The sequence below is a fragment of the Serratia sp. MF1(2023) genome (genome assembly GCF_030954545.1).
In the GTDB taxonomy this organism is placed as follows: Bacteria; Pseudomonadota; Gammaproteobacteria; order Enterobacterales; family Enterobacteriaceae; genus Serratia; species Serratia sarumanii.
The window spans coordinates 134,664-160,812 of record NZ_JAVHUX010000020.1 but is presented as its reverse complement, the minus strand read 5'-3'; the positions used below and the strand labels follow the sequence as shown (position 1 = coordinate 160,812).

The window sequence follows — 26,149 nt, the reverse complement described above, 5'->3', positions numbered from 1 at the left end:
TTTTTAATTGTATATACAACCATGTGGGAGCTGCGGCTCCGGCGGAGGAAAGCAATGACGTCTGAGATTCACTGTGACAGCCTGTGGCACGGCGCCGATATCGTCACCATGCGCGACGGCAAGTATCACACCCTGACCGACGGCGCGATCGCCGTGCGCGACGGCAAGATCGTCTGGATTGGCGAACATGCGGCGCTGCCGTCCGGCCTGATCGCGGACGAAACGGTGAAATTCGACGACGGCATCATCACCCCCGGTTTTGTTGACTGCCACACGCACCTGGTGTTCGGCGGCAATCGCAGCGGCGAGTTTGAACAGCGGCTGAACGGCGTGAGCTACGCCGAGATCGCCGCGCAGGGCGGCGGCATCATTTCCACGGTGAAAGCCACCCGCGCGGCCGACGAAGCGCTGCTGCTGGAGCAGGCGCTGTTCCGCCTGCGGCCGCTGCTGGCGGAAGGCGTCACCTGCGTGGAGATCAAATCCGGTTACGGCCTCAGCCCGGAAAGCGAACTGAAGATGCTGCGGGTGGCGCGCAAGTTGGGCGAGCTGTTGCCGGTCGAGGTAAAAACCACCTGTCTGGCGGCCCATGCGCTGCCGCCGGAATACGCCAACCGCGCCGACGACTACATCAATCTGGTCTGCGATACCATCATTCCGCAGGCGGCGGCAGCCGGCCTGGCGGATGCGGTTGACGCTTTCTGCGAACATCTGGCGTTCTCGCCGGCACAGGTGGAGCGGGTCTTCGCCGCCGCCGAAGCCGCCGGTTTGCCGGTCAAGCTGCACGCCGAGCAGCTCTCCGCCCTCGGCGGCAGCACGCTGGCGGCGCGCCATCACGCGCTTTCCGCCGACCATCTCGAATACGCCACCGAACAAGATGCCCGCGCCATGGGCGACGCCGGCACCGTGGCGGTGCTGCTGCCCGGCGCCTATTACCTGCTGCGCGAAACCCAGTGCCCGCCGGTGGAGCTGTTCCGCAAGCACCAGGTGGCGATGGCGATCGCCAGCGACGCCAACCCCGGCACCTCGCCGGCGCTGTCGCTGCGTCTGATGATCAACATGGCCTGCACGCTGTTCCGCCTGACGCCGGAAGAAGCGTTGGCGGGCGTCACCACCCACGCCGCCAAAGCGCTGGGGCTGCAACACAGCCACGGCACGCTGGAAACCGGCAAGGTGGCGGACTTCGTTCACTGGCCGCTGTCGCGGCCGGCGGAACTGGCTTATTGGTTGGGCGGTCAGCTGCCCTGTACGGTGATTTTCCGAGGAGAAGTACGTCAATGACCATTCGCGATCCTTTTAGCTTCCAGACCGGCAGCCTGCCGCTGCTGATCAGCATCCCGCACGCCGGCACGCAACTGACGCCGGCGGTCGAGGCCGGGCTGACCGACGACGCCCGCCCGCTGCCCGATACCGACTGGCACATACCACAGCTGTACGACTTCGCCCGGGCGATGGGCGCCAGCGTGCTGGTCGGCAACTATTCGCGCTTCGTCATCGATCTGAACCGCCCGGCGGACGACAAGCCGCTGTACACCACCGCCACCACCGGTCTGTATCCCGACGTGCTGTTCGACGGCCGCCCAAGCTTCCTGCCGGGCAAAGCGCCGACGGACGCAGAGCGCGCCGGCTATCTGCAGCAAATTTGGCAACCTTATCATCAGCAACTGCAAGACGAACTGGCGCGCCTCAAAGCGCGGCACGGCTATGCGCTGCTGTTCGACGCGCACTCCATCGCCTCGGTGATCCCGCGGCTGTTCGAGGGCAAGCTGCCGGATCTCAATCTCGGCACCAACGGCGGCGAAAGCTGCGCCCAGGCGCTGAGCGATCGGCTGGTCGCCTGCTGCGAGCAGCAACAGCAATACACCCACGTGCTGAACGGCCGCTTCAAGGGCGGTTACATCACCCGCGCCTACGGCCAGCCGCAACAGCAACAGCATGCGATCCAGCTTGAGCTGGCGCAGGTGAACTACATGTCCGAACAGTATCCTTACGCGTTCGAACCGCAGCGCGCCGCCTCGCTGCAGCGCCTGCTCAAGCAGATGATTGAAGGCCTGTTGGACGGCGCCGCCAGACTGAACTGATCCCCTCTGCAGGCGCCGCCGGGCGCCTGTTTCTCCCCCTGCCTTTAACCGCATCGTCAGCCGCGTTCTGCGCGCCATATCAAAGTTTCGCGTGATTCCCCACCGACTGGTCTAAACAGCGCACAAAACAGCGGCCGACGAAAAACGCACTGCGCCACAATCAGCCGAAAAGCCCGCGCTCCTCGTCAGCGCCGGGCGGCGTGTGGCCGAGCTGGCCCGTTTCGAACCATCACTCTGGAGGCCCTATGTCTGTAACACCGTTAAACTGGCGCGCTGCCGGCGCCGTTGCCGAACAATTGCTGGCCGGCTGGCAACGGCATGGCGAACCCGGCGGCGCCATCACCCTGTTTGACGCCGAACAACTCCGCGCCACCGCCTGCGCCGGCCTGGCCGATCTGGCGCAGAATACCCCCTTCACCGCCGACAGCGTGGTGCGCTACGCCTCCGTGACCAAACATATCTTCGCCGCGCTGGCGCTGAACGCCACCGATCGCGCCATTCGGCTGGAGCAACGCCTGGGCGAACTGCTGCCCGCCCTGCAACCCGCGCTGGCGGACGTCACCGTCGGCCAGGCGCTGGACATGACCGGCGGCCTGCCCGACGTGCGCGAAACGCTCGGCCTGCTCGGCATCCCGCTGCACGCCGTCAGCGAGGCACAGCCGGTGATGCAGTTTGTCGAGGGGTTGGAAAGATTGAACTACGAAGCCGGCAGCGAGGTCGCCTACAGCAATACCGGCTATCGGCTGTTGGAGGCCGCGCTGCGCAGCAAGGGGTATGATTTCGACCAACTGGTGCAACAGTACATCGCCCGGCCGCTGCAGGTGCAGATGCGGGCGCCGGAAAGCTGGTTCGACGTGGTGCCGGGGTTGGTGCCGGGTTACTGGCGAGCGCCGCAGGGCTGGCAACACGCCAGCGCCGGCCTGCACCTTTCCGCCTCCGGCAGCCTGACCGGCAGCCTCAACGCCCTCACCCGCTGGCTGCAGACGCTGCTGGCCGACGTAGGCCCCGGCCAGGGCGTGCTGGCGCAACTCGGCGCACCGCGCCGCCTCAATCAGGGCCAGCTCAGCGCCTATGGCCTGGGGCTGGCGCAAACCCCGCTGGGCCGCCGGCGCTTGCTCGGCCACGGCGGCTCCCACGCCGGTTACAAAACCTATTTCCTGCTGGCGCCCGATCGCCAGGCCGGCGTCGCGCTGGTGGCCAACCGCGAAGACTGCGACAGTTTCGGTATGGCTTTGCAGGTGATGGCGGCGCTGCTGGGCGAACCGCTGCCGCAGCGCAGCATGGCGATCCCCGACGGCCTTTACGCCACGCCGGCGGAGCCACACTGGCTGGAGGTCAAAGACGGCAACCTGGCCTATCTGGGCAGCGATGAACCGCTGTATCAGGGCGAGGACGGGTACGCGGTGTCGCTGTCCGCCCATATGCCAATCAAATTGAAGTGGACCGGCGAAGCGGTCGAGGGCGAAGTCGGGCATGTGGCGCGCCGTTTTCTGCCGGTCACGGCCAACGGCGACTGCCTGAAGCATGTGCAGGGACTGTGGTATCACCCGCACTATCGCACCGCCTTTGAAATTCGCGGCGATCGGGTGCATATCGGCGTCGGCCCGGCGGCGCAGACCGGGACGCTCAGCCCGCTCGGCCAGGGCCGCATGCTGGTGGAGTGCCAGGACGGCCCGTGGTTAAAACGCTTTTGCCTCTATTTTCGCGGTTACAACGTGGATCTCATCGCCAACCGCAGCCGGATGCTGACCTTCCGCCGCAGCACCGTCGGCCGCGACTGACGCTCAGCGTGCGCTGCCGGTTTTGACCGCCAGCAGCGCATCCGCCAGCCGCCGTTTGTCGGCGGCGCTGAAATTCACCTGATCCACGGACGCCATAAACGCCGCCCGATCCGCCTCGCCGAGCGGGCCGGCGCGCAGCCGCTCCGCCAGCCGTTGCAATATCTGGCTGCTCAGCTGTGCGATCTGCGGGCGCACCTGCGCCAACGGCCGCGGCTGCCAGCCGGGTTCCGGGTTTGCCAGCCAGTCGGCGCGATAGCGGTACTGAATCGCCTTGGCGGCGTCCATCTGCGCGGCGATAAAAGGCCGCACCGACGCCGGCTCCAACCCCAAACGCCCCGCCTCCGCCTGCGCGCTGGCCAACACCTTCGCCTCCTGCGCCAGGTCTTCGATCGGCAAATGCCGCTGCGCCTTGTAACCGGCGACGTCCTTCATCAACGACAGCCGTTGGTTCACCAGCTCGCCGATAGCGGCTGCGCCCTCTGCCAACGCGGGAAAACTGGTCAAACAGCAGGCTATCAATAACGCCCTGAACATGGCGCCTCCCTTATGATGCAGTGAAACGTAAGGCCCAAAGTTCACCACGTCCGCCCCGCGCTGGCAAATAAAAAGGCCCCGCCGCAGCGAGGCCCGATAACGCTCGACAAACCTTAGTCGAACACGCCGTTGATGACGGAAGCCACAATCGCGGTGCTGAGTGCGACCAGCACCAGATCGTCGCCGGCGATACGCCACTCATAACCCGGGTACTGCGGCAGATCACGCAGCATCGAGTAAGGCACCACTTTTTTGGCGATGCCCGGCGGCAGCGGTTTACCGCGCGCCAGATTCTTGGCGATGCCCGGTGGCAGCGAGCTGTAGCCGGTCAGGCCGTAGTTGCGCGCCAGCGAACGGGCGCGGTCGCGCGAGAGGCTGACGGAAACCAGATTATCGTCGTTTCTATAGCCGCCTTTATCTTTATTGCCTTTGTTGCCGTTGTTGCCTTTATTGTCTTTATTGCCTTTGTTGTCGTTGTTGCCATGGTTACCGCTATTACCGTGATTGCCGCTGTTGCCATGGCCATTACCGTTGCCGTTACCATTGCCGCCTTTGTCAGCCAGGGCCGGGGCGGATGACAACCCCAGCGACGCGATCAGCGCCAACACCGTGAGGGTCGTACGACGTTTGTTCATGTTGTGTATTCCTGCGTGGGGGGACTCTGTTGACTATAGCGGGTCTTTTCCGGACGAAGTATAAGGAAAACTCCGAGATAACAAGTGCAGTTTGACGGCAGTCGCGCCAATAGCTTGTTTCAACGCAACACGCCTCGAGAATTCCGAAACTTACCTCAGATTTTTCTTGAAGAAAAATAAGCCTTACGCTAGCGTGGGAGGGTAACAAAAAAGAGTTAGCGTGCTCTTTTTCGTCGCACCTCAAATCTTATTCTTATCATCCATAATGATAATAGCGAACACTTCCCGCCTCTCCGTGCGGGATTCTTTTTCCCGCCGCTGTCGCCCCAATCTGGTGCTTTATGTTGAGATTTGGTTGCCAATAATTTACATTCGCTGTCTGAGAAACCTCAACCTCCCGCGGTGGCCAGGCTGGCAACGGGTGGGCGTTCAGGAGCAAAAGACGTGCAAATGACCCTCATGGAATACATCACTCGGCACTTTAACGGCGATCTTCATCGTTACGCGCAGTCGGAAGGCGTCAGCCGTGAACAAATCATTAGTTGGATAAATAATGAATGTCACGTGATCAAAGGCAGGCTGTTTATGCCAGTGAAGCATCTCCCGGTTGAACAAGCCCAGTGATGACAAAAAAAAACCCCGCCAGGCGGGGTTTTCTGTTTCTGATAGCACGGAAAATCAGAAGTTATAGCCGACCACCAGGTAATAACCCCAACCGGTAGACTTGATTTTCATCGGGTCCTGCGGCGTGCCGATATCCGCGCCATCCTGCCACTGGCCGCCGTTATGGAAGTAACGCGCCACGAAAGAATAGTGCCAGTGATCGTAGTTCAGCGCCAAAATATGGCTGGAAGCGATCGAGTTGCCGGTGCGCACCTGTTTACCGGTGCCGTCAACCCAATGGCTGTCCTTGCCCAGATCGGAACCGAAGTCGAAGTTGGTGAAGCCGATGTAGCTCAGGTTGCCGCCCCACACCTGGGTCAGCGGCACGAAGTATTTCACCTTGAAGCGGTAACCGTCCCAGCTGTTCTCGTTGGCGGCCTGGTAGTTTTCCCACTGGTATTTGGCATAGATGTTCATCGACAGGCTCATCGGCAGGCCGGTGTCGATATCGGTGCCCAGACCCATGTACCAGGTGTTCTGACGGCCGTCGGCGTTGTGGCCCAGATCATAGATGTAGTTGTTGGCGAAGTACCACTCTTTGAACGGACCGAAGCTCAGATCGGTGCCGGTCAGCTTGTCGATGGAGAAGCGCGGTTCAATCTCCATAAACAGCGGGGAACCTTTGTCCCAGATGCCGCGATCCGGGGTGTTGCCCACGCCGAAGAACTTCGGCACGTCAACGTAACCGTAGAAATCGAACCAGTCTTTCTTGGCGAAGGCTTCGTATTCGAGATACACGTCGTTATTCAGCTGCGGCCCGAAGCGGGTGTGGTAGCTGCCCACCACGTTGACGCTCTGGTGCCACCAGTCGGAGACATATTGACTGTCTTTGCTATCAGCCATTGATGATGCACTGTAAGACGCTGCGAGCAGTACACCTGCTGCGAGAGCTATTTTTTTCATTTTATTACCACATGCTTAAAGGGCCATTTCCTGCCCGTTTAGAAAAGATGACAATGAGTCTGCCGACACCTGGCGTTGTCTTCACACAGAAACTCGGATGACGCGCGCATTATAGAAACCACTGACTGTAAGAATCTGTGATCCAGTTACGCATTTCGCGAATAGGTAATCGATTGCGTTCACATTTGTCAAATTATGTTTCATGCAAATTCACATTCGCTGTGATTTTTGTCATGCACATCGATTTTTAGCGCAGTTTTTGAGCCAAATGTCGTCAGGGTGTCACCTGCCCGCCATTGAGGCGCGACAAAGAAAAAGCCGACGTATAAACGTCGGCCTTCATCAAAATCAGTAAAAAATACGCAAAGCGAAATCAGTTCACCGCCGGCACCGCCTTGGCGATGTTTTCCTGACGGAACGCCACCTCTTCGCCGTTTTTCACCTCCCAGCTGGCGACCGGGATATCGGTCTTGGGCGCCGCCGCGACGACCGAGCCGTAAATCAGCTTGTCGTCGCGGCGCAAAATATAAACGTCGAGCTGATATTCATGCCGCAAATTCGCCGTGGTCAGGCGCACGGTATCGCCGCGCTCGTAGTGATGCACGTCGATTTCGGGTTGTTGAATAAATTGAATGTCGCTTCTCATCGTCGTCGTTCCTTCAGGCAACATGGCTAGTTAAATTCTAGTTCAACATTGCGCCGACGGCAGATAATTTCCGTTAATTTCCACGGGTTGCCTGCCAACAGATCAGCGAGCCGAGAGTGACCATCGCCACACCCTGCCAGAAATTGACGGTCAGCGAGGTGTGCAACACCAGCGCGGCGAACACTGCCGACAGCACCGGGGTAAAATAAGAGACGGTCGCCAGCAGCGTCATGTTGCCGTGCAGAATGCCGACGTTCCAGGCGGCATACCCCGCCCCCATCGCCACCCCGGCGCACAGCAGCGTCACGGTCACGCCGGCGCTGAACTGCATGCCGCTTTCCGCGCTGAAGGCATATTTAAGCCACAGCGCCAGCGCGGTCAGCACAATGAACAGCACCACACCGTTGCTGCCCTGGGCGATCTTCTTGGTCAGGTTGCAGTACAGCGCCCAGATCACCGCGCCGCTGAACGCCAGCCCGTAGCTGAGCGGATTGCTGCGCACGTTGGCCAGCATCTGCGCCGGTGACCAGCCGCCCTCGCCGCTCATGATCCAGCCGATGCCGAACAGCGACAGCAGCAGCCCCGGCAGCAGCCACCATTTCGCCTGTTGGCCGTTGAGCGCCAGCGCCATCAGCACGGTGAAACAGGGCCACAGGTAGTTGATCATGCCCACTTCTATCGCCTGCAGGCGGGTATTGGCGTAGCCGAGCGACAGCGACAGGCAGATCTCGTAGCTGACGAACAGCAGGCTGCCGACGATGAGATAAGGCCGCGGAAAGCTGCGCCATTTCGGCACGCCGAGCGCCACCAGCAGAAACACCGCGCTGACGCTGTAGATCATCGCAGCGCCACCGATTGGCCCCAGCCCTTCGCTGACGCTGCGAATCAGGCCGACGACGCTGCTCCATAACACAATAGCCAACAAACCGAACAGCGTGGCGCGGGTACGCGAGGGTAAAGCGGGCATAAGGCGGGTCCAATGGGTTATTTTTTATCGGGTTTTTCACTCTACTGCCGCACGCGCCAAAAAGAAAGGCGGGAAATTCCCGCCTGTGATTTTATTGCTGCGGCTGCCGCTCGAGCTGCGGCGGCGGCTGGCGAAAACGCCGGGTCAGCCAGGCCAAATAGCCGAAGCCCAGCGTCGCCCAGATCAGCCCCATGGTCAGCGAGCTCTTCTCCAGGTTCAGCCACAGCACCCCCACCGTCAGCGCCCCCACCAGCGGCAGGAACAGGAAGTTGAAGCGATCCTTCCAGCTTTTGTTGCGCCCTTCGCGAATGAAGAAGTGGCTGATCACCGACAGGTTGACGAAGGTAAAGGCCACCAGCGCGCCAAAGTTGATCAGCGCCGTGGCGGTCACCAGATCGAACGACAGCGCCGACAGCGCCACCAGCCCGACCATCAGCACGTTGAGCGCCGGCGTGCGCCATTTAGGGTGGATGTAGCCGAAGAATTTCTCCGGGAACACGTTGTCACGCCCCATCACGTACAGCAGGCGCGACACGCTGGCGTGCGACGCCAGGCCGGAGGCCAGCGTGTTGATAAAGGTCACGCACAGGAAGATCGACTGGAACAGCTTGCCGCCGACGTACAGCGCGATCTCCGGCAGCGCGGCATCGGGCTGGTGGAAACGCTGAATGGTCGGGAAAAACAGCTGGATGAAGAACGACACGCTGATAAAGATCACCCCGCCGTACAGCGCGGTCAGGAAGATGGCGCGCGGGATCACCTTGGCGGCGTCGGGCGTCTCTTCGCACAGCGTGGTGACCGCGTCAAAGCCGAGGAACGAGAAGCACAGGATAGTGGCGCCGGTAATGATCGGCAGCAGGTGCGCATTCTCACTGAGGAACGGCCGCAGGCTCCACACCGTGCCCATCCCCTCGCCGTTGTGCAGGCCGCGCACCACCAGGTAGATGAACACCAGAATGATCGCCACCTGCGCCAGCACGAACAGGGTATTGAAGTTGGCCACCAGATTGACGCTTTTCAGGTTGATGGCGGTAATCAGGATAACGAAGCCCACCACCCACACCCAGGGCGGCACTTCCGGGAACAGCGCGGTCAGGTAAATCTTCGCCAGCAGCGTGTTGATCATCGGCAGGAACAGATAATCGAGCAGCGATGACCACCCCACCAGAAAACCGACGTGCGGGTTGATCGCCTTCTGCGCATAGGTGTAGGTGTAGGCGGAGCCGGCGGTAGGAAACTGGCGCACCAGTTTGCCGTAGCTGATGGCGGTGAACAGCACGCCGGCCAGCGCCAGCAGATAGGAGGTCGGCACATGGCCGTCGGTGAGGCCGGAGACGATGCCGAAGGTATCGAACACCGTCATCGGCGTCAGATAGGCCAGGCCCATCATCACCACCTGCCACAGCTTGAGGGATTTGCGCAGCTGCGGTTTGCCCGCCGGGCCGCCGTCGATGGCTTTAATCGTCATGGCATTTCCCCTCTTGGTCCTCTGCTGTCAACCGTGCAACGTCATTCAGAGAGGCCGCAGGGAAACTGCTGCTCAGGCGGCGGGAAAAACGGGTTGGGATCACTGTCGGGCGGCCGGCGACCGGCCCGTAGGCACTGCGGCACAGGCAAACGTCTGCGCAGGGGGATGACTGAGTCATGGCTATTTCCTCGTCGGCGTCCTGTACGCCGTGATAGAAGAAATTCAGTACCGCAGCGCGCAGCCTCACCGGCCACAGGAGAGCCGATGAAATGCGCCGGACGCGCGCGGTAGTCGCGGGGTGAGCGGGATCAGGCGTTTTTCAGCATCCACTCGATTTCGGTTTCGGTGATCAGGCGCTCGAACTGCACCAGCTCATCGGTTTTGCAGGCCAGATAGACGTGGCTGAAACGTTCGCCCAGCAATGCATTGAGCACCGGCTGATGTTCGAACTCGTACAGCGCGTCGCTCTGGCGGATCGGGAACGGCAGCCCGTCCTGCTCCAGCCCGTTGCCGGTCACCGGCTCAGGCAGCGGCAGCGCGGTTTCCAGCCCGTAGACGATGCCGGCCAGAATGGCCGCCATCACCAGATAAGGGTTGGCGTCGGCGCCCGCCACTCGGTACTCCACGCGGTGGTTGTCGCGATCGCCGCAGGGAATGCGCAGCGCCACGGTGCGGTTGTTATGCCCCCAGGAGGCCTGGGTCGGCACATACATGCCGGGCTGGAAGCGGCGGTAGGCGTTGACGTTCGGCGCCAGCAGCGCCATCGAAGACGGCATCAGGGCGATCATGCCCGCCAGCGCCTGTTTCAGCAGCGCCGAGTCTTCGCCGTCGTCGTCGGCGAACACATTGTCGCCCTGCGCGTTCAGCATGCTGATGTGCACGTGCATGCCGCTGCCGGCGTGTTCCTCATACGGCTTGGCCATAAAGGTCGCCTGCATGTTGTGGTTCTCGGCCACCATGCGCACCAGCCGCTTCAGCGCCAGCGCGTGATCGCAGGCCTGCAGCACGTCGTCGGTATGGTGCAGGTTGACCTCGAACTGCCCCGGCGACGCCTCCGCCACCGCGCCGTCCGCCGGAATGCCCTGCAAACGCGCCAGTTCGTCGATCTCGCTCAGCACGTCGGCGAAATGGTTGAGGTTATCGACGGAATACACCTGGCTTTGGGTGTTGCGCTCTTGCGTGCCCGGCGCGCACGGCGGCTGCAGATAGCCCTCCGCGTCGCGTTGACGATCGATGAGATAGAACTCCAACTCTACCGCTACCACGGGGGAAAGCCCGCGCTGACGCAAACGCTGCCACACTCGGTTCAGCACATTGCGCGGTTCAACGTCAAAGGGAGTGCCATCTTCATCCAGCATGGTGAGCAGCACCTGCGCGATATATTGCGGGTCCGCCGCCGACGGTGTCAGCGTGCCCGGCACCGGCACGCACACGTGATCCGGCTCGCCCAGCTCCTGCCCCAACCCGGCCTCTTCTACGACGTTGCCGAGAATATCCATCGCAAATACCGACGCCGGGAAGTAACAGCCCTTCTCAAGTTTGTTCAGGCCGCCGACCGGGATGCGTTTGCCGCGGAAGCTGCCGTTCAGATCGGTCAACAGTACGTCGACATGTTGGGTTAACGGATAACGTTCCAGATACTTCTTCACTTCGCGCTGGAACGCGCTACTTCGTCTCTCTTCACTGTGCTGAACAAAGTTTTCCACTTCTACGATGTTGGTCTGCATGGTTCACCCGCCGTTTGTGTTTTGCTGTCGTCGATGTTTATTGACCGTTTTGTTCAATATAATGCCCACAAATGAAACGTAGATGAAACAAATTTGTTTTGCAAGTGTTACTTTTGGTTTGAATATTGCCCAATCGACTGCTAGATTTATAGAATATTGAACGAAATCGGCGGTGGAGATGCTTATCGTTCATAATTTCGAACGTACCAAGGGGATAGCATGGACAATATATTTAACAGACCAGTCATCGGCGTCGTCATGTGCAGGTATAGGTTAAACGGGCACCTCACACAGACCTTGCAAGAAAAGTACCTGAATGCCGTTATCACCGCCGGCGGCTTGCCGATCGCCCTGCCGCACGCGCTGGCAGAGCCGGAAATGCTGGCGGAACTGCTGCCGCGCCTCGACGGCATTTTGCTGCCGGGCAGCCCCAGTAATGTGCAGCCGCACCTTTATGGTGAAAACGGCGATGAGCCTGACGCCGATCCTGGCCGAGACGCGTTGAGCCTGGCGCTGATCCGCCAGGCGTTCGACAGGCGCATTCCCCTTTTCGCCATTTGCCGCGGCATGCAGGAGATGGTGGTCGCCACCCAAGGTACCCTGCATCGCCGCCTGTACGAACTGCCCGAGCTGCAGGAACACCGTGAAGATCACGACCTGCCGCTGGAACAGCAATACGCCCCCGCCCACGAAGTCATCGTTCAGGAAGGGGGGCTGCTTTCGCAACTGATACCGGATTGCAACAGATTCTGGGTGAACTCGCTGCACGGCCAAGGCGCCAAAACCCTGGGCGCGAGCGTTCGCATCGAGGCGCACGCCGCCGATGGGCTGGTGGAGGCGATCAGCGTGCGCGATCAGCCTTTCGCGCTCGGCGTGCAGTGGCACCCGGAGTGGAACAGCGACGAGTACGCCCTGTCGCGCCTGTTGTTTGATGGTTTCATCACCGCCTGTCGGAACTATCAAAAGGAAAAACGCCCATGAGCGACGTCAGCTTGGCACCGGGAAAACGTCTGTCGCAGATCCGTCAACAATTAGGGTTGTCGCAGCGCCGGGTTGCCGAACTGTCTGGGTTAACCCACAGCGCCATCAGCACTATCGAGCAGGACAAGGTCAGCCCGGCCATCAGCACGCTGCAAAAGCTGCTGACGGTATACGGTCTGTCGCTGTCGGCGTTTTTCGCCGAGCCGGAAAAACCGACGGAGCCGCAGATCGTGATCGGCAGTGACGATCTGATCGAAATCGGCAGCCAGGGCGTTTCGATGAAGCTTATCCATAACGGCGATCCGAACCGCACGCTGGCGATGATGATCGAGACCTACGAACCGGGCACCACCACCGGCGAGCGCATCAAGCATCAGGGGGAAGAGATCGGCACGCTGCTGGAGGGTGAAGTGGTGCTGCAGGTCAACGGCCAGAGCTATCACCTGTTGGCTGGGCAGAGCTACGCCATCAATACCGGCATCCCCCACAGTTTCAGCAACACGTCGGCGCGCATTTGCCGGATTATCAGCGCCCATACGCCGACGACATTCTGATCAACGGAGCCAGGCATGAACTTTCACCATTTGCAGTATTGGCAACAACGGGCGCAGACCCTGAAGATTGAGCACCGGCTGTTTATCGACGGCCGCTACCAGCCGGCCGCCGCGGGGAAAAGTTTCGCCGTGGAAGATCCCGCCGGGCGCCGTGAGCTGGCGCAGGTCGCGCGGGGCGAAGCCGCCGACATCGATCGGGCGGTCAGCGCGGCGCGCGCCGTCTTTGAACGCGGCGACTGGGCGCAGGCCGCCCCGGCGCAGCGCAAAGCCACGCTGCTGCGCTTCGCCGATCTGATGGAGCAGCATCACGAAGAGCTGGCGCTGCTGGAAACGCTGGACACCGGCAAACCGATTCGCCACAGCCTGCGCGACGACGTGCCGGGCGCCATTCGCTGCATTCGCTGGTACGCCGAAGCGATCGATAAGGTCTACGGCGAAATCGCCCCCACCGGCCGCGAGGCGCTGGCGCTGATCGAGCGCGAGCCGATCGGCGTGGTCGGCGCCATCGTGCCCTGGAACTTCCCGCTGCTGCTGGCCTGCTGGAAGCTCGGCCCGGCGCTGGCCGCCGGCAACAGCGTGGTGCTCAAACCCTCCGAAAAATCGCCGCTCAGCGCCATCCTGCTCGGCAAACTGGCGCAGCAGGCCGGGCTGCCGGACGGCGTGCTGAACGTGGTGCCCGGCTATGGCCACGACGCCGGCAAGACGCTGGCGCTGCACCGCGACGTCGACGCCCTCACCTTTACCGGATCCACGCCGGTGGCGAAGCAGCTGATGATCTACGCCGGCGAATCGAACATGAAACGCGTCTGGCTGGAGGCCGGCGGCAAGAGCGCCAATATCGTCTTCGCCGACTGCCCGGATCTGGATCAGGCCGCCCGCAGCGCCGCCGCCGGCATCTTCTATAATCAGGGGCAGGTGTGCATCGCCGGCACTCGCCTGCTGGTCGAAGCGAGCATTCAGCAGGAATTCCTGCAGGCGCTGCGCAAACACGCGGCGGCCTTCGCTCCCGGCGATCCGCTCGATCCCGACACGGTGATGGGCACGCTGATCGACAGCGGCCACTGCGAAAAAGTGGCCGGCTATATCGATCGGGGGCTGAGCCAGGGCGCCGCGCTGTTCCTCGACGGGCGCGACCATCCGCAGGGCGACCACGCCGGTTATCTGGGGCCGACCATCCTCACCCAGGTGAACAACGCCATGAGCGTGGCGCGCGATGAAATCTTCGGCCCGGTGCTGGCGGTGACTACCTTCGACGACGAGCAACAGGCGCTGCAGCTGGCCAACGACAGCGACTACGGCCTCGGCGCCGCGGTCTGGACCCGCGATCTGGCCCGTGCGCACCGTATGGCGCGCCAGCTGAAAGCCGGCACGGTGTTCGTCAACAACTACAACGACGGCGACATGACCGTGCCGTTCGGCGGCTACAAGCAGAGCGGCAACGGCCGCGACAAATCGCTGCACGCGCTGGACAAGTTCACCGAATTGAAAACCACCTGGATCTCGCTGGAATAAGGGCTTATCTCATGACTGAACACGTAAAAAGCTACTATGCGGCCACGGCCAACGCACATCAGCCCTATCCGCAACTGAACGAATCGATCGAGTGCGACGTCTGCGTGATCGGCGGCGGCTATACCGGCCTCTCCTCCGCGCTGTTCCTGGTGGAAGCCGGTTACGACGTGGTGGTGCTGGAAGCGGCGCGCATCGGTTTCGGCGCCAGCGGCCGCAACGGCGGCCAGTTGGTCAACTCCTACAGCCGGGACATCGATGTGATTGAAGAGCGCTACGGCGCGGAAAGCGCCCGCCTGCTCGGCAGCATGATGTTTGAAGGCGCGGAGATCATCCGCAGCCGCATCAGCCGCTACGCCATCGACTGCGACTATCGCCCCGGCGGCATCTTCGCCGCGCTGAACAACAAGCAGTTCCATGCGTTGATCGAGCAAAAAAGCAACTGGGAACGTTACGGCAATACCCAGCTCGAGCTGCTCGATGCGGACCGGGTGCGCCAGGAGGTTGCCAGCGATCGCTACGTCGGCGCGCTGCTCGATCACAGCGGCGGCCACATCCATCCGCTCAACCTGGCGCTGGGCGAGGCCGAGGCGATTCGCCTGCAGGGCGGGCGCATCTTCGAGCAATCGGCGGTGACGAACATCCGCCACGGCGAACCGGCGCTGATCAGCACCGCCAACGGCCAGGTGAAGGCGCGTTTCGTCATCGTCGCCGGCAACGCCTATCTGGGCGACAAGCTGGAGCCGCGGCTGGCCAAGCGCAGCATGCCGTGCGGCACTCAGGTGGTGGCCACCGAGCCGCTGGCGCCGGAGATCGCGCAGGCGCTGATCCCGCAGAACTACTGCGTGGAAGACTGTAACTACCTGCTGGATTACTACCGCATCACCGCCGATCATCGCCTGCTGTACGGCGGCGGCGTGGTGTACGGCGCGCGCGATCCGGACGACATCGACAACCTGATCCGGCCAAAATTGCTGAAGACCTTCCCGCAGCTGAAAGGGGTGCGTATCGACTATCGCTGGACCGGCAACTTCCTGCTGACGCTGTCGCGCATGCCGCAGTTCGGCCGGCTGGAGAATAACGTCTACTACATGCAGGGCTACAGCGGCCACGGCGTGACCTGTACCCATCTGGCGGGCAAGCTGATCGCCGAGTTGATGCGCGGCGACGCCGAACGCTTCGACGCCTTCGCCAAGCTGCCGCACCTGCCGTTCTTCGGTGGGCGCAATCTGCAGATCCCGTTCACCGCCATCGGCGCGGCCTACTACACGCTGCGCGACCGCATCGGCGTCTAAAACAGCAGGCCCGGTCATCCTGGCCGGGCCTGTGCGTTAACGCTTAAACGATCTTCGGTTGGCCGTCCGAGGCGGTCGCCCCGCCATCGACCGGAATGTTGGCGCCATTGATAAAGCTGGCGTCGTCGCTGGCCAGAAACGCCATCACCGCCGCCACTTCTTCCGGCTCCGCCGCGCGCCCCAGCGCGATACGCTCATTGAACTTGTCGCGGATTTCCTGCGGCCAACCGTTGGTCATGTTGGTTTTCACCAGGCTCGGGCAGACCGAGTTGATACGCACGCCGTCACCGCCGTGATCCAGCGCCATGGCGCGCGTCAGGTTGACCACCGCGCCTTTCGCCGCGCAGTAATAGGCCGCGCCCCAGTCGCCGCCCAGGCCGGACACCGACGCGGTATTGACGATGCAGCCCTTGGTCTTCAGCAGATGCGGCAAGGCGAATTTGGAGCAGAACACCACGCCGTCGATATCGACCCCGGCGATGCGCCGCCAGTCATCGACGCTAGTTTCCAGCACGCTGCCCGCCACGTGTACGCCGGCGTTGTTCAGCAGAACGTCGATGCGGCCCAGTTTTTCCGCCACCTCGTTCATCATTTTTTCAACCGCGACGTGATCGGACACGTCGATATGCACCGCCATCGCCCGGCCCTTCGGCAGCGAAGCGGCAACCTTGTCTACCGCCTCTTTAGCCCAGTCGGCCAGCACCACGATGGCGCCCTCGGCGGAGAACCGCCGCGCCGCCGCTTCCCCCATGCCATTGCCCGCACCGGTGATAACCACGACTTTATTGTCAAAACGCATGAGACCTCCTCCATGTGAACGTATTTATATAAGTCATACAAATCTCATTGCCCCGAGGATAAGACGCCCCTCCCCTGAGCGCCAGTCAAAACGTGCGGTTTATTAACCAAAAGGAGGTATGTCAGTGATTTCAATGCGCTGGGTTAACCTTTATCGGATTTTGGCCAACATATTGATGGATAGAATAAAATCCCGGCCTGTCACTATTTTCAAGGCGGATTGTCAGCCAGCGGGACTATTGCGGATAGGCGGTTATGGCCGCTCAGAGATAAGCGATGTGAATGAAAAACGGCAGCCGCCCGCAGGCGGCCGCGACTATTTTTTCTCGATGGGGATCACCAGCAGATCGACGTTCAGCTCGTTGATCGCCTGACGCGCCGAAGAGACCAGTCGGCTCCAGACATCGTGATGGTGGCCGAAGATCACCAGATCGAACCCTTTCTCCTTCGCCACCCGGTTCAGTTCCTCCGTCAACGCGCCGCGGCTGACGATCACCTCTTCAACCGGATACGACGACTGCCCTTTGATCGCATTGAGCATATTCTTCACCCGCTCTGAAAAGGTGCGATCGGTGTAGTTATAATCGCCCACGCCCAGATCGACGTAATAACCGGCGCGATGAATGTCGATATAGATCAGGGAAAGTTGGGCATTGAGCGCGGCGGCCAGCCTGGCGCCCTTGCCCAGCAGGAACTCTGCGTCTTCGCTGAGATCCGTGGCGACAACGATATGCCGATAAGCCATGATGGCGGCCCTCCTCGTCAACTCCGTAAACAGGATGGCGCTCCTTGCCGCATGTTTCTCATGCACCTTAAGTTTAGCCTAGCGCCGGTTCGCTCGCCTGTCTCGCAATCGTTCCATCTGTGGAACGATGCATCCCGCCTTTGCGGTCTACCGGATTTTTCTCCCCTCCCTACACTGTAGACAAGCGCTGAGTTTCAGCCTTATCAATCAAAGCAGATACCCATTGACCTCACGACAAGAGAAGGAAAAAACCATGAGCACTCCAGCCAACTTCAACGGCCAGCGTCCTGTTATTGATGCCAATGACGCGGTCATGCTCCTGATCGACCATCAGAGCGGCCTGTTCCAGACCGTCGCCGACATGCCGATGACCGAACTGCGCGCCCGCGCCGCCGCCCTGGCCAGCATCGCCACCCTCAGCAAACTGCCGGTGATCACCACCGCTTCAGTGCCGCAGGGCCCGAACGGCCCGCTGATCCCGGAAATCCATCAGAATGCGCCGCACGCGCAATACGTCGCCCGCAAAGGGGAAATCAACGCCTGGGACAACCCGGACTTCGTGGCGGCGGTCAAAGCCACCGGCCGCAAGACTCTGATCATCGCCGGCACCATCACCAGCGTCTGCATGGCCTTCCCGTCCATCAGCGCGGTGGCCGAAGGCTATAAAGTGTTCGCGGTGATCGACGCCTCCGGCACCTACTCGAAAATGGCGCAGGAAATCACCCTGGCGCGCGTGGTGCAGGCCGGCGTGGTGCCGATCGACACCGCCGGCGTGGCCTCGGAGCTGCAGGGCAGCTGGAACCGCGCCGACGCTCAGCAGTGGGCCGAGGTTTACACCAAAATCTTCCCGGCCTATCAACTGCTGATCGAGAGCTACCTCAAAGCGCAGGACGTAGTGAAAAACAACGAACTGCTGGACTCCCAGCGCTAAAGGCGCCCAGGCACAAAGCCCCGGCACCCTGCCGGGGCTCGCCATGAAAACGCGCAAAAGCCGCCGTTTCTGCCTTCTGTTCTTCCCTTCACGCGAAACCGCTTTCTGTTATAAAAGCGGGGATAAGCGCTTAATCGTCATGAAAAAGCCATAAAAACTTAATAAATCAATCTGTTCTCGACACTGGTACATTATCGTTGCTACGATAATTATTTATATTCGCAGGAAATGACCTCAAGGATGGCTATGATTGGCAAAAGAACACTGACGCTAGCTGCGCTGACACTCAGTTTGGCAGGCTGCCAGCCGGCGCCGCCAAGCTATGTGAAAAACGCGAATGCCTTGATCGCCAAACAGATCAGCGCAATTAGCCTGCAAACGGCACAGTGCAAATTTGCCCAAGACGGGCACTATTGGATTTCGGCTTGCTCGTTGGGTACTGCGCACACCGCACCGGTGTTCGCCTTGTTCGAACAGGAAGGCGTTATGCAGGCCAACGACAATCTGGCCATCGCCGTCGTGCCGCTCAACGAACAAGCTCGCCTCCTCTCACAGGATCCGCGCTTCACTATCCCGGTAATGCAACGCCGCATTCCGGTGGACGCGGATAAAGCCTTCAATCGCTTATTTGCCCAATCATCGCAATAACCCCTCTCAGCCGACGATCGCGATCCCCAGCCGCTCCAGCAGCTGCGCGGCCTGGTGGCTGTCCATTTTGACCCCCTGCAGATCGGTGCTGCGTAAATCCAATTCGCCCAGTTCCGCATTGCTCAAATCGCACTGGGTGACGTCGGCGGCGCGCCAGTCGAATCCGGAGAACTCGCCGCCGGACAGATCGGAGCCGCTGAAGCTGGCGCCGAGCACCTGTGCGCCGTGCCAGCGGTTTTCCCACAGCTCGCATTTCTCCAGCACCACCTTGGCGAAGTTGGCGTAGCTCAGGTTGCTTTTAGTGATATAGGCGCTGCAAAACCAGGTGCGGCTGGTGATCATGTTCATAAAACTGGCGCCGCGAAAATCGGCGCCCTGCGCGCGGCATTCGCGGATCTCCAGCCCCAGGGCGCTGGCGTAGCTGAAGTCGGCCATCGACAAATCGCAGCTTCTGAAGCTGGCGTCTTTGAGTACCGCACGGCTGAAATTGCCGCCCTGTCGGCTGTCACGATCGTAAAACTGGCAGCCGATAAACTCGGTGCCGGTGAGATCGGTGCCCGAAAAATCACACAGCATAAAGCTGCCGTTTTCAATCTTCTCGCCGGTAAAGCGGTTACGGTCAATCTTTTCACCCTTCAACATCAGACTCATCGCAGCACACCTGTTTATTTATACAGTCGGTGCGGCATTTAATCCTATTCCAGCTGAGTTGGCAACCATCACCGATCGGCGGGCCTCCGCTCTAACGCCACCCTGACGATGCTGAACGTCCTGGTTCTCTCCGCCTGAGCGACGTCGGCAAACAAACGGGGGTAACGGGAGTTGACCACCCACACCTCGCCATCGCGCAGCGCGGCGCCGGTCGGCCCATCCAATCCCGGCGGCGTGGCGACCGCCGCGAGATGCGCACTGGCCCAGCCGTCGCTCGAGGCGAGCAGCGTTACGTTGCCGGACATGCCCCCTTTCCTCCCCGGATAAGACTGTACGATCACCAATTCATGGGCGTTTTTGAGCCGCAGCCCGTCCGGCCCTTTCAGCCGCTGCGGCAGCCTGATTTCACTTATTGCAGATGCGTTATCCAGCGTCACCTTCCACAACAGCCCGCGGGTGTAGTCCGCCGCAATCAGATAGCCATCCGGGTGATACACGATGCCGTTGAGATAAGGCTGCGTGCCCTGCGCTGCGGCGGGTGCGTCGGCGGGCATCAAACGCGCCGAGCGCACCAGAATAGATACCTGGCGCGTTGCCCGGTCAATCTTGTAAATCTGCGGCTGGAAGCTGTCGGTCACGTAGATATTGCCCTGCGCGTCGAGCGCCAGATCGTTGGCCAGCGTCGGCCCACGGCTTAACGATGAAAGATCGTACGTCTGCTGCAGCGCGCCGGTATCGAGATTGAACTCCAGCACCTGCGCCACGCGATTGCGCGTGCCGGAGGTTGAGTTGAGGGATACGCCCACGTCTTCGTTGCACACCAGCACCCGGTTGCGCTCGGCGTCCACCAGCATGCCGGAGGTGGTGATAAGCCCACTGCCGGTGGAAAAGCGCCGATAGCGGCCATCCGGGTAGACCAGGCCGAGCTGCCCGCCACGCAGGGACGACACCAGGAACGCGCCGGCGCGCGCATTCCAGGCGATGCCTTCAGGGTAGGCGCCGGCGGCATCCGGCGAGAAGTCGATGCGCTGCGCGGCCTGCGCCTGCATGACGCCGCTGAGAAACAGCGCGGCGCCGGCAAGCTGGGTGAGGCGCCGGCGCCGCAGCAACAAGAAAGAAAAGAGGCTGAAGCGGAACATAAGCATGATCCTGATGAGGACTCGGATCGCTAGAGTAGGATCGCGCCGCTCACGGCACCAGCCGGGAAAAAGGCAATGCGCTACTAAAAAAATCGCAGTAATCGGCGCAAAAAAAACCGCCCGGGCGGGCGGTTGAGGCGACGGCGAACCGTTACTTCAGGGCTTCCTGAATGGCGTCGGCCATCGGGCCGATGTGCTTCTCCGCCGCCTTCAGCTGGAAGTCCACGCCGTTGCCGTCGTTGGTATCCGACAGCGTGGCCTTGATCAGCTCCAGCGCCGCCTGCACCGCCACCAGCCGTTTATGCTGTTCGTCCGTGACCGGTTTGGCGCCCATATTGGCCGGATAGTAATGTTCTAACATCGCGATCTCCTTTTGATGACGTTAACCTCTAACCTACCAGAAAACCGCGCGTTTACTAAGGAAACCAGGCCCTGCGCGGCCGAGTGACGATAAATTGCACTATACTGGGCAAACACGCCCCCTGCTACAGGACCATCGCCATGCCATTCCAGGGAAGCTGCCACTGCGGCGCCGTCACCTTCTCCGTGGACGCCGAACTGCCCACCGAGGCCCTCAGCTGCAACTGTTCGATCTGCCGCCGCAAAGGGCTGCTGCTGTCGTTCTTCCCCATCAGCGCTTTCACGCTCAACAGCGGCCAGGACCAGCTCAGCGCCTACACCTTCAATCAGCACAAGATCCGCCATCAGTTCTGCCGAGTGTGCGGCGCTCAGCCCTTCGCCTACGGCACCGCGCCGGACGGCGCCGCGATGTGCGCCGTCAACCTGCGCTGCGTGCCTGACGTCGCGCTGGATGCGTTGCAGATCCACAGTTACGACGGCGCCAGCGTCTGAGATGCCGCGTTTTCAGCGGTAGACGGAGAACTTCTTGGTCAACGGCTTAAGCTGTTCGGCGTCGCCGTAGAGCGCCACCGCCACGAAATCCAGTTGTTCGTAAGGGGTGTTGGCGGTGTCGGCGATCTGCTGTTCGGCGGAGTGCGACAGCATGGTGGTGGTGAAGAAGTTGGACAGTACGCCCTCCTCCTTGCATTTGAGGATCAGGTTGCTGAGCTGGCTGCTGTTTTTAGCCTGCAGGATCACCATCGGGTAGTGGCTCATATTGGCGCTGACGCCGTCGAGGCTGCTCGGATAGTGGTGAAACTGGCGCTGTTCGATCAGATCGGTGATGCCCGCCGTCAGATGGCAGGAGGCGTTAAACAGCGTGGCCGGTTCGTGATTGCGGTTGAGGATGATATAAAACTTTTTCTCGTTGTCGCTGTACATACTCTTCTCCTTGAATAGGCAGTCAGTTTTATCCAACCTGCGCACGGTTTCAAGGCGCGATAAGGGGCCGCGTCCGGCCCCCGTAATAACGCTGCCGGCTCAGACGGCGCCTTCACCCGGGCCGAGCGGCTGCGCCACCTGATGCAGCACGGTGATGTGCTGCAAAAGCGTGCCGCCGTCGATCGGTTTCATCTGGCCGTCGCGATCTTTATAGTGCGTCGGCTTGGCGCCGTGGAAGAACAGCCCGGCGTTGACCTGCACGCCCAGATAGCCTGCGCTGGCCGGCAGGCGCTGCACGTCGGTCCAGGGATTGGAAACCGGCACGTACTGGAAACCCTCGCTCGTTTTGGCGTACAGCGGGCGCAGCAGCGTGACAAAGGCCATCATCGGCGACAGCGCATCTTTAAAGATCTGCACCGGCCGATCGACCGTCATCAAGAAACCCTGCGGCTGCTCCTCAACCGTGTCGAGGCTCAGGCTGCTGCTGATATCATCACCCCGGCCGCCATAGCTCCATTCAATGGCCGGCGCCCCACTCTCGTTCATCATCTCTGACATACACTGCTCCTTATAAAATGAATTCAACACGCCTGCTGCGTGCCGGAACAGTAAACCGCTGCAGGGGGATCAGCGTCCACGCCGGGCGGCACGCTGGCGAACCAAACAACGAAGGCGCTCAATAAAGCTCGAAATGAATAATTTCCCCACGTGATAGCGCAGCATTTGAACGACCTCAGCCGTTGCAAGAGCACATAGTGATGGCGTTACCGCCACTGGAGAGTGTTATGACCGCGATTAAACCGGACGCCATCGACCGCGTTCTCCCCGCCGCCACGCCCTGGCTAGCCGTCATCAACGTGCTGTTCGCCGGCATCGCCGCGGCGCTGCACGTGGGCAAGGCCACCATCGCGCTGCCGGCGCTGGAGGCCGAGTTCGGCCGTTCGCTCGAGGCGCTGAGCTGGGTTATTTCGGCCTTTCCCTTCGTCGGGGTGTTCGGCGGCATCGCCGCCGGGCTGCTGGTGCGCCGCTGGGGCGACCGGCGGCTGCTGGCGCTCGGGCTGCTGATCATCAGCGCCGCCAGCTTTACCGGCGCCGCGCTGCACGACTTCAGCGGGTTGATCGTCAGCCGCTTTGTCGAAGGCCTCGGCTTCGTGATCGTGGTGGTCGCCTCGCCGGCGGTGCTGAACCGCATCGTCGCCCCGGCGCAGCGCAGCCTGGTGTTCGGCATCTGGAGCACTTTCATGCCGGCGGGCATCGCCATTTCGCTGTTTTTCGGCCCCCATCTCGCCGGCTGGCAGCAGAGTTGGCAGGCCGGTGCGGCGCTGACGCTGCTGGCCGCCCTGCTGCTGCCGCTGACCACGTCCCGCCGCACCACCGAGACGCACGCGCCGTCCTTGCCGCTGCGGCAAGCGCTGGGCGCCCTGCTGCGGGCGCGCCGACCGCTGTTGCTGGCGCTGATGTTCGCCACCTACAACCTGCAATTTTTCTCGGTGATGACCTTCCTGCCGATTTTCCTGATGCAGCGCATCGGCCTGTCGCTGGCGGCCGCCGGCGGTATCAGCGCGGCGGCGGTGGCGGCGAACATCATCGGCAACCTCGCCGCCGGGCTCTTGCTGTCGCGCGGTCTGCGCGCCGGTAGCCTGCTCGCGGCCACCAGCCTGATCATCGGCGTCTTCGGCATCGGCATTTTCTTGCCGATAACGCCCAACGCCCTGCTGATCCCGCTGTGTTTCCTGTTCTGCGCCATCGCCGGCATGCTGCCCGCCACCATTCTGGCCGCCACGCCGGCGGCGACGCCGGAACCGACGCTGCTGCCGCTGAGCCTGGGGCTGGTGATGCAGGGGAACTATCTCGGCCAGGTGATCGGCCCGGTTGCGCTGAGCGCCATCGTGGCCGCAGCCGGTTGGGCGGCCCCGGCCTGGCTGGTGCTGGCGGCGGCCGTGTCAGGGGCGCTGTTGGCGCTGGCTTTTCTCAGCCGGCGGCATAAGGCGGGGTGATAAGCAGAAAGGTGGTTCTGTTTGTTATAAGCGGTGCTGAATTTTCCCTGGTGCAGATGCCTGCCTATCGCGAAGGATAAGGCCAATGATGATCGAGACCCGACAATGACAAGGCGCCGGTGGCCGCGAAATACACCAGCAGGCCGGCAAAGGCGATCAGTAGCGTCTTCTCGATGACGCCGAGTCGTTTGTGTTCAGTCATTTGCATACTCCTTCGTGGTATCGGGCGAACGGCCGCCCTCATCAACACTAGGAAAGCCTGGCGCAGGCGGCAAGCGCGGCTCACAAAATGAAACACAATCGATAAATTTTGTTAATTATTTAGCCCTCTTTCTTTTCTCACGCCGCCGTCTGTTCACCCTGCGGCGCCAGCCTTGCCCTTAATAACCCTATGGAATACGCCACTAAAAATCCCCTACCGGTTAAGTAAAGGTGATGATAGTGTTGTTTTCATTCAGTTCATCTATGCTGAAAATTCATCTTTTGAGGGACGACTATGATGTCTAAAGGCATTTCCAAGGGATTCTTTATTCTGATCCTGTTCATCGTTACCGCCGCCTTTCTCGACGTGCTGGGGCCTTACTACTCCTCGGTGCTGTGGGCGGTCATTCTGGCGGTGATTTTCCATCCGGTAAAAAAGAAACTGAAGCAGTACGTCGGCGAACGCAACGGCGTGGTGTCGCTGCTGACGGTGGCGCTGATCTGCCTGATCGTGTTCACGCCGTTGGCGATCATCGCCTCGTCGCTGGCGATGGAATTCAACGTGATCTACACCAAGCTGCAGACCAACAACAGCCAGTTGCCGACCATGCTGGCGGACTTTATGCGCCACCTGCCCGGTTGGGCGCAGCGCTTCCTGGCGGAACATAACCTCAACAGCGCCGCCGAGATACAAAAGCAGCTTTCCGAGGTGGCGCTCAAGGGCGGGCAATATCTGGCGGGCAGCGTCTTCCTGATCGGCAAGGGCACCTTCAACTTCGTCGTCGGCTTCGGCGTGATGCTCTACCTGCTGTTCTTCCTGCTGAAAGACGGCCCCTATCTGGTGAACCTGGCGCTCGAAGCGCTGCCGCTCTCCCAGCACGTAAAACACCACCTGTTCGTGAAGTTCGCCGCCGTCTCCCGCGCCACCGTCAAGGGCACAGTGGTGGTCGCCGTGGTGCAAGGCGCGCTCGGCGGGCTGGCGTTTTACTTTACCGGCATCGACGGCAGCCTGCTGTGGGGCGCGCTGATGGCGTTCCTGTCGATTATCCCGGCCGTAGGCTCCGCTATCATCTGGGTGCCGGCGGTGATCTACTTCTTCGCCACCGGCATGCTATGGAAAGCCATTTTCCTGGTAGTGTTCTTCGTGGTGGTGATCGGCCTGGTGGACAACATTCTGCGCCCGCTGCTGGTGGGCAAAGACACCAAAATGCCGGACTACCTGATCTTGATTTCCACCCTGGGCGGCATGGAGATCTACGGCATCAACGGCTTCGTCATCGGCCCCTTGATCGCCGCGCTGTTCATCGCCTGCTGGAACATTCTGTCCGGCCGCGACAGCGAGGAGAACATCGAAGAGATCGACGAAGCGTTTATCGAGGAAGGCAAAAATCATCCCGACGCGGTGGAGTAAACCTCCCGCAGCGAATCACGCAGGGGCCCAATGGGCCCCTTTTTTGTCAGTGGTTTTGTATCAGCGCGCCGGGATAAAAAAGACCTGCTCCGGATCGCCGTCATCGAGATTGTCAATCTGGCCGCTGGCGACAAACCCGGCGTTCAGCAGCAGCCGCTGCATCGGCAGGTTGGAGCGATTGGTGGAGGTGAACAGCTTCGGGTGCCGGCAATGGGACTTCAACGCCGCAATCAGCGCCTGCCCGACGCCCCGGCGGCGATAGCGCTCGCCGACCATCAACATCTCGATAAAGCCGCAGCCGAAGAAGTGATAGTGCAGCACCCCATAGCCCATTGCCATGCCCTGTTCCTCGGCAAGAAAACAGATGCCCTGCGCGCACCAGGCGCGGATTTGCGCCGCGCGCTGCGGCGCATTCTGAGCAACGCTGTCCAGGGCGATCAGGGCTGCGACATCGGTTTCAGCAGCAAGGCGCACAAGCATATTTAACCCCTCATTCGTATGGATGACGGCGGTGCCGCTTCAACGAAACGGCAACCGAAGCGGGATAATTTTTACATCCCCGCCAAATTTTGTAATCCTATTATAGAGTTACTAAAAACACGCCAA

The 26,149-nt window shown here is 61.1% G+C and carries 29 protein-coding genes; 13 read left to right on the top strand and 16 right to left on the bottom strand.

Annotated elements, in window-relative coordinates:
• Positions 1-54: 54 nt before the first annotated feature.
• From hutI to REA38_RS12405, 3 genes are all read left to right on the top strand, one after another.
• Positions 55-1,278, top strand: coding sequence for an imidazolonepropionase (hutI, locus tag REA38_RS12415; protein ID WP_308885965.1), 1,224 nt, complete (start codon positions 55-57; stop codon positions 1,276-1,278).
• Positions 1,275-2,078, top strand: a complete 804-nt coding sequence (gene hutG / locus REA38_RS12410) for an N-formylglutamate deformylase (protein WP_047567892.1) — start codon at positions 1,275-1,277, stop codon at positions 2,076-2,078. The genes hutI and hutG overlap by 4 nt, the downstream gene beginning before the upstream one ends.
• A gap of 245 nt (positions 2,079-2,323) precedes the next feature.
• The gene (locus REA38_RS12405) at positions 2,324-3,859 is read left to right on the top strand and encodes a serine hydrolase domain-containing protein (RefSeq protein ID WP_308885964.1); all 1,536 of its coding nucleotides are present in this window, start codon (positions 2,324-2,326) and stop codon (positions 3,857-3,859) included.
• A gap of 3 nt (positions 3,860-3,862) precedes the next feature.
• Here the strand turns inward: REA38_RS12405 and REA38_RS12400 are convergent, their stop codons facing one another.
• Together REA38_RS12400 and REA38_RS12395 are read right to left on the bottom strand one after the other, a co-directional pair.
• Positions 3,863-4,393: a chorismate mutase gene (locus REA38_RS12400; RefSeq protein WP_308885963.1), complete on the bottom strand. Its 531-nt coding sequence runs from the start codon at positions 4,391-4,393 to the stop codon at positions 3,863-3,865.
• 113 nt (positions 4,394-4,506) lie between these two features.
• Positions 4,507-5,028 carry an anti-virulence regulator CigR family protein gene (locus REA38_RS12395; RefSeq protein ID WP_308885962.1) on the bottom strand — a complete coding sequence of 174 codons (522 nt, stop codon included), beginning with the start codon at positions 5,026-5,028 and terminating at the stop codon, positions 4,507-4,509.
• Between the two features lie 444 nt (positions 5,029-5,472).
• Between REA38_RS12395 and REA38_RS12390 the strand changes: the two genes are divergently transcribed.
• Positions 5,473-5,652 carry a hypothetical protein gene (locus tag REA38_RS12390; RefSeq protein ID WP_025160261.1) on the top strand — a complete coding sequence of 60 codons (180 nt, stop codon included), beginning with the start codon at positions 5,473-5,475 and terminating at the stop codon, positions 5,650-5,652.
• 54 nt (positions 5,653-5,706) lie between these two features.
• On the opposite strand, the gene REA38_RS12385 is transcribed toward REA38_RS12390, so the two are convergent.
• The 5 genes from REA38_RS12385 to REA38_RS12365 form a co-directional block, all read right to left on the bottom strand.
• Positions 5,707-6,594: a nucleoside-specific channel-forming protein Tsx gene (locus REA38_RS12385; RefSeq protein ID WP_308885961.1), complete on the bottom strand. Its 888-nt coding sequence runs from the start codon at positions 6,592-6,594 to the stop codon at positions 5,707-5,709.
• Between the two features lie 373 nt (positions 6,595-6,967).
• The gene (locus REA38_RS12380; protein ID WP_004941292.1) at positions 6,968-7,240 is read right to left on the bottom strand and encodes a hypothetical protein; all 273 of its coding nucleotides are present in this window, start codon (positions 7,238-7,240) and stop codon (positions 6,968-6,970) included.
• A gap of 73 nt (positions 7,241-7,313) precedes the next feature.
• Positions 7,314-8,207: an aromatic amino acid DMT transporter YddG gene (yddG, locus tag REA38_RS12375; protein WP_308885960.1), complete on the bottom strand. Its 894-nt coding sequence runs from the start codon at positions 8,205-8,207 to the stop codon at positions 7,314-7,316.
• A 91-nt stretch (positions 8,208-8,298) separates the two neighbouring features.
• Positions 8,299-9,675 carry an APC family permease gene (locus REA38_RS12370; RefSeq protein ID WP_308885959.1) on the bottom strand — a complete coding sequence of 459 codons (1,377 nt, stop codon included), beginning with the start codon at positions 9,673-9,675 and terminating at the stop codon, positions 8,299-8,301.
• Positions 9,676-9,983: 308 nt separating this feature from the next.
• Positions 9,984-11,402 carry a glutamine synthetase family protein gene (locus REA38_RS12365; RefSeq protein WP_033638248.1) on the bottom strand — a complete coding sequence of 473 codons (1,419 nt, stop codon included), beginning with the start codon at positions 11,400-11,402 and terminating at the stop codon, positions 9,984-9,986.
• A gap of 219 nt (positions 11,403-11,621) precedes the next feature.
• On the opposite strand from REA38_RS12365, the gene puuD reads away from it, so the two are divergent.
• From puuD to REA38_RS12345, 4 genes are read left to right on the top strand one after another with little or no spacing between them, the layout of a single operon-like run.
• Positions 11,622-12,383 carry a gamma-glutamyl-gamma-aminobutyrate hydrolase gene (puuD, locus tag REA38_RS12360; protein ID WP_038877729.1) on the top strand — a complete coding sequence of 254 codons (762 nt, stop codon included), beginning with the start codon at positions 11,622-11,624 and terminating at the stop codon, positions 12,381-12,383.
• Positions 12,380-12,937: an HTH-type transcriptional regulator PuuR gene (puuR, locus tag REA38_RS12355; RefSeq protein WP_049288046.1), complete on the top strand. Its 558-nt coding sequence runs from the start codon at positions 12,380-12,382 to the stop codon at positions 12,935-12,937. The genes puuD and puuR overlap by 4 nt, the downstream gene beginning before the upstream one ends.
• 15 nt (positions 12,938-12,952) lie before the next feature.
• Positions 12,953-14,449 carry an aldehyde dehydrogenase PuuC gene (puuC, locus tag REA38_RS12350; protein WP_308885958.1) on the top strand — a complete coding sequence of 499 codons (1,497 nt, stop codon included), beginning with the start codon at positions 12,953-12,955 and terminating at the stop codon, positions 14,447-14,449.
• A gap of 11 nt (positions 14,450-14,460) precedes the next feature.
• Entirely contained in the window at positions 14,461-15,741 is a 1,281-nt protein-coding gene (locus REA38_RS12345; RefSeq protein ID WP_308885957.1) for an FAD-binding oxidoreductase, read from the top strand.
• 43 nt (positions 15,742-15,784) lie between these two features.
• On the opposite strand, the gene REA38_RS12340 is transcribed toward REA38_RS12345, so the two are convergent.
• Both REA38_RS12340 and REA38_RS12335 read right to left on the bottom strand, forming a co-directional pair.
• Complete coding sequence (locus tag REA38_RS12340; RefSeq protein WP_025302549.1) at positions 15,785-16,540, bottom strand: SDR family NAD(P)-dependent oxidoreductase; 756 nt, start codon at positions 16,538-16,540, stop codon at positions 15,785-15,787.
• A gap of 315 nt (positions 16,541-16,855) precedes the next feature.
• Positions 16,856-17,284, bottom strand: coding sequence for a universal stress protein (locus REA38_RS12335; RefSeq protein ID WP_033638240.1), 429 nt, complete (start codon positions 17,282-17,284; stop codon positions 16,856-16,858).
• Between the two features lie 253 nt (positions 17,285-17,537).
• Here REA38_RS12335 and REA38_RS12330 point away from each other — a divergent pair, with 253 nt between their 5' ends.
• The gene (locus REA38_RS12330) at positions 17,538-18,215 is read left to right on the top strand and encodes an isochorismatase family protein (RefSeq protein ID WP_016928046.1); all 678 of its coding nucleotides are present in this window, start codon (positions 17,538-17,540) and stop codon (positions 18,213-18,215) included.
• Between the two features lie 246 nt (positions 18,216-18,461).
• On the top strand, positions 18,462-18,863 hold the full coding sequence (locus REA38_RS12325; RefSeq protein ID WP_033653937.1) for a hypothetical protein: 402 nt from the start codon (positions 18,462-18,464) through the stop codon (positions 18,861-18,863).
• Positions 18,864-18,869: 6 nt separating this feature from the next.
• Here the strand turns inward: REA38_RS12325 and REA38_RS12320 are convergent, their stop codons facing one another.
• From REA38_RS12320 to REA38_RS12310, 3 genes are all read right to left on the bottom strand, one after another.
• Positions 18,870-19,514 carry a Qnr family pentapeptide repeat protein gene (locus REA38_RS12320; RefSeq protein WP_308885956.1) on the bottom strand — a complete coding sequence of 215 codons (645 nt, stop codon included), beginning with the start codon at positions 19,512-19,514 and terminating at the stop codon, positions 18,870-18,872.
• 68 nt (positions 19,515-19,582) lie between these two features.
• Positions 19,583-20,653: an SMP-30/gluconolactonase/LRE family protein gene (locus REA38_RS12315; RefSeq protein WP_308885955.1), complete on the bottom strand. Its 1,071-nt coding sequence runs from the start codon at positions 20,651-20,653 to the stop codon at positions 19,583-19,585.
• 151 nt (positions 20,654-20,804) lie between these two features.
• A complete protein-coding gene (locus REA38_RS12310; RefSeq protein WP_025160266.1) occupies positions 20,805-21,014 on the bottom strand; it encodes a hypothetical protein in 210 nt (69 codons plus the stop codon).
• Positions 21,015-21,154: 140 nt separating this feature from the next.
• On the opposite strand from REA38_RS12310, the gene REA38_RS12305 reads away from it, so the two are divergent.
• Positions 21,155-21,505: a GFA family protein gene (locus tag REA38_RS12305; protein WP_033653875.1), complete on the top strand. Its 351-nt coding sequence runs from the start codon at positions 21,155-21,157 to the stop codon at positions 21,503-21,505.
• 12 nt (positions 21,506-21,517) lie between these two features.
• Here REA38_RS12305 and REA38_RS12300 read toward each other — a convergent pair whose 3' ends face one another.
• Positions 21,518-21,934 carry a DUF2000 domain-containing protein gene (locus REA38_RS12300; protein WP_033646362.1) on the bottom strand — a complete coding sequence of 139 codons (417 nt, stop codon included), beginning with the start codon at positions 21,932-21,934 and terminating at the stop codon, positions 21,518-21,520.
• 99 nt (positions 21,935-22,033) lie between these two features.
• Positions 22,034-22,492, bottom strand: a complete 459-nt coding sequence (locus REA38_RS12295) for a hypothetical protein (RefSeq protein ID WP_033638235.1) — start codon at positions 22,490-22,492, stop codon at positions 22,034-22,036.
• Between the two features lie 227 nt (positions 22,493-22,719).
• Here REA38_RS12295 and REA38_RS12290 point away from each other — a divergent pair, with 227 nt between their 5' ends.
• Positions 22,720-23,931 carry a CynX/NimT family MFS transporter gene (locus REA38_RS12290; RefSeq protein ID WP_308343851.1) on the top strand — a complete coding sequence of 404 codons (1,212 nt, stop codon included), beginning with the start codon at positions 22,720-22,722 and terminating at the stop codon, positions 23,929-23,931.
• A gap of 64 nt (positions 23,932-23,995) precedes the next feature.
• Here the strand turns inward: REA38_RS12290 and REA38_RS12285 are convergent, their stop codons facing one another.
• Positions 23,996-24,133 (bottom strand): hypothetical protein, encoded by a 138-nt coding sequence (locus REA38_RS12285; protein ID WP_162837928.1) that lies wholly within the window; start codon positions 24,131-24,133, stop codon positions 23,996-23,998.
• Between the two features lie 294 nt (positions 24,134-24,427).
• On the opposite strand from REA38_RS12285, the gene REA38_RS12280 reads away from it, so the two are divergent.
• Positions 24,428-25,543, top strand: a complete 1,116-nt coding sequence (locus REA38_RS12280) for an AI-2E family transporter (RefSeq protein ID WP_033646364.1) — start codon at positions 24,428-24,430, stop codon at positions 25,541-25,543.
• Between the two features lie 60 nt (positions 25,544-25,603).
• On the opposite strand, the gene REA38_RS12275 is transcribed toward REA38_RS12280, so the two are convergent.
• Positions 25,604-26,023: a GNAT family N-acetyltransferase gene (locus tag REA38_RS12275; RefSeq protein WP_308885954.1), complete on the bottom strand. Its 420-nt coding sequence runs from the start codon at positions 26,021-26,023 to the stop codon at positions 25,604-25,606.
• Positions 26,024-26,149 lie beyond the last annotated feature (126 nt).

Bases quoted from the DNA above. Each gene is read 5' to 3' on its own strand.
- REA38_RS12340 (WP_025302549.1), bottom strand. From the start codon at position 16,540: ATGCGTTTTGACAATAAAGTCGTGGTTATCACCGGTGCGGGCAATGGC.
- REA38_RS12365 (WP_033638248.1), bottom strand. From the start codon at position 11,402: ATGCAGACCAACATCGTAGAAGTGGAAAACTTTGTTCAGCACAGTGAA.
- hutI (WP_308885965.1), top strand. From the start codon at position 55: ATGACGTCTGAGATTCACTGTGACAGCCTGTGGCACGGCGCCGATATC.
- REA38_RS12275 (WP_308885954.1), bottom strand. From the start codon at position 26,023: ATGCTTGTGCGCCTTGCTGCTGAAACCGATGTCGCAGCCCTGATCGCC.
- puuR (WP_049288046.1), top strand. From the start codon at position 12,380: ATGAGCGACGTCAGCTTGGCACCGGGAAAACGTCTGTCGCAGATCCGT.
- REA38_RS12380 (WP_004941292.1), bottom strand. From the start codon at position 7,240: ATGAGAAGCGACATTCAATTTATTCAACAACCCGAAATCGACGTGCAT.
- REA38_RS12405 (WP_308885964.1), top strand. From the start codon at position 2,324: ATGTCTGTAACACCGTTAAACTGGCGCGCTGCCGGCGCCGTTGCCGAA.
- puuC (WP_308885958.1), top strand. From the start codon at position 12,953: ATGAACTTTCACCATTTGCAGTATTGGCAACAACGGGCGCAGACCCTG.
- REA38_RS12280 (WP_033646364.1), top strand. From the start codon at position 24,428: ATGATGTCTAAAGGCATTTCCAAGGGATTCTTTATTCTGATCCTGTTC.
- REA38_RS12330 (WP_016928046.1), top strand. From the start codon at position 17,538: ATGAGCACTCCAGCCAACTTCAACGGCCAGCGTCCTGTTATTGATGCC.
- REA38_RS12310 (WP_025160266.1), bottom strand. From the start codon at position 21,014: ATGTTAGAACATTACTATCCGGCCAATATGGGCGCCAAACCGGTCACG.
- REA38_RS12395 (WP_308885962.1), bottom strand. From the start codon at position 5,028: ATGAACAAACGTCGTACGACCCTCACGGTGTTGGCGCTGATCGCGTCG.
- REA38_RS12320 (WP_308885956.1), bottom strand. From the start codon at position 19,514: ATGAGTCTGATGTTGAAGGGTGAAAAGATTGACCGTAACCGCTTTACC.
- REA38_RS12370 (WP_308885959.1), bottom strand. From the start codon at position 9,675: ATGACGATTAAAGCCATCGACGGCGGCCCGGCGGGCAAACCGCAGCTG.
- REA38_RS12305 (WP_033653875.1), top strand. From the start codon at position 21,155: ATGCCATTCCAGGGAAGCTGCCACTGCGGCGCCGTCACCTTCTCCGTG.
- REA38_RS12285 (WP_162837928.1), bottom strand. From the start codon at position 24,133: ATGACTGAACACAAACGACTCGGCGTCATCGAGAAGACGCTACTGATC.
- yddG (WP_308885960.1), bottom strand. From the start codon at position 8,207: ATGCCCGCTTTACCCTCGCGTACCCGCGCCACGCTGTTCGGTTTGTTG.
- puuD (WP_038877729.1), top strand. From the start codon at position 11,622: ATGGACAATATATTTAACAGACCAGTCATCGGCGTCGTCATGTGCAGG.
- hutG (WP_047567892.1), top strand. From the start codon at position 1,275: ATGACCATTCGCGATCCTTTTAGCTTCCAGACCGGCAGCCTGCCGCTG.
- REA38_RS12295 (WP_033638235.1), bottom strand. From the start codon at position 22,492: ATGTCAGAGATGATGAACGAGAGTGGGGCGCCGGCCATTGAATGGAGC.
- REA38_RS12335 (WP_033638240.1), bottom strand. From the start codon at position 17,284: ATGGCTTATCGGCATATCGTTGTCGCCACGGATCTCAGCGAAGACGCA.
- REA38_RS12400 (WP_308885963.1), bottom strand. From the start codon at position 4,393: ATGTTCAGGGCGTTATTGATAGCCTGCTGTTTGACCAGTTTTCCCGCG.
- REA38_RS12315 (WP_308885955.1), bottom strand. From the start codon at position 20,653: ATGTTCCGCTTCAGCCTCTTTTCTTTCTTGTTGCTGCGGCGCCGGCGC.
- REA38_RS12290 (WP_308343851.1), top strand. From the start codon at position 22,720: ATGACCGCGATTAAACCGGACGCCATCGACCGCGTTCTCCCCGCCGCC.
- REA38_RS12345 (WP_308885957.1), top strand. From the start codon at position 14,461: ATGACTGAACACGTAAAAAGCTACTATGCGGCCACGGCCAACGCACAT.
- REA38_RS12385 (WP_308885961.1), bottom strand. From the start codon at position 6,594: ATGAAAAAAATAGCTCTCGCAGCAGGTGTACTGCTCGCAGCGTCTTAC.
- REA38_RS12300 (WP_033646362.1), bottom strand. From the start codon at position 21,934: ATGTACAGCGACAACGAGAAAAAGTTTTATATCATCCTCAACCGCAAT.
- REA38_RS12325 (WP_033653937.1), top strand. From the start codon at position 18,462: ATGATTGGCAAAAGAACACTGACGCTAGCTGCGCTGACACTCAGTTTG.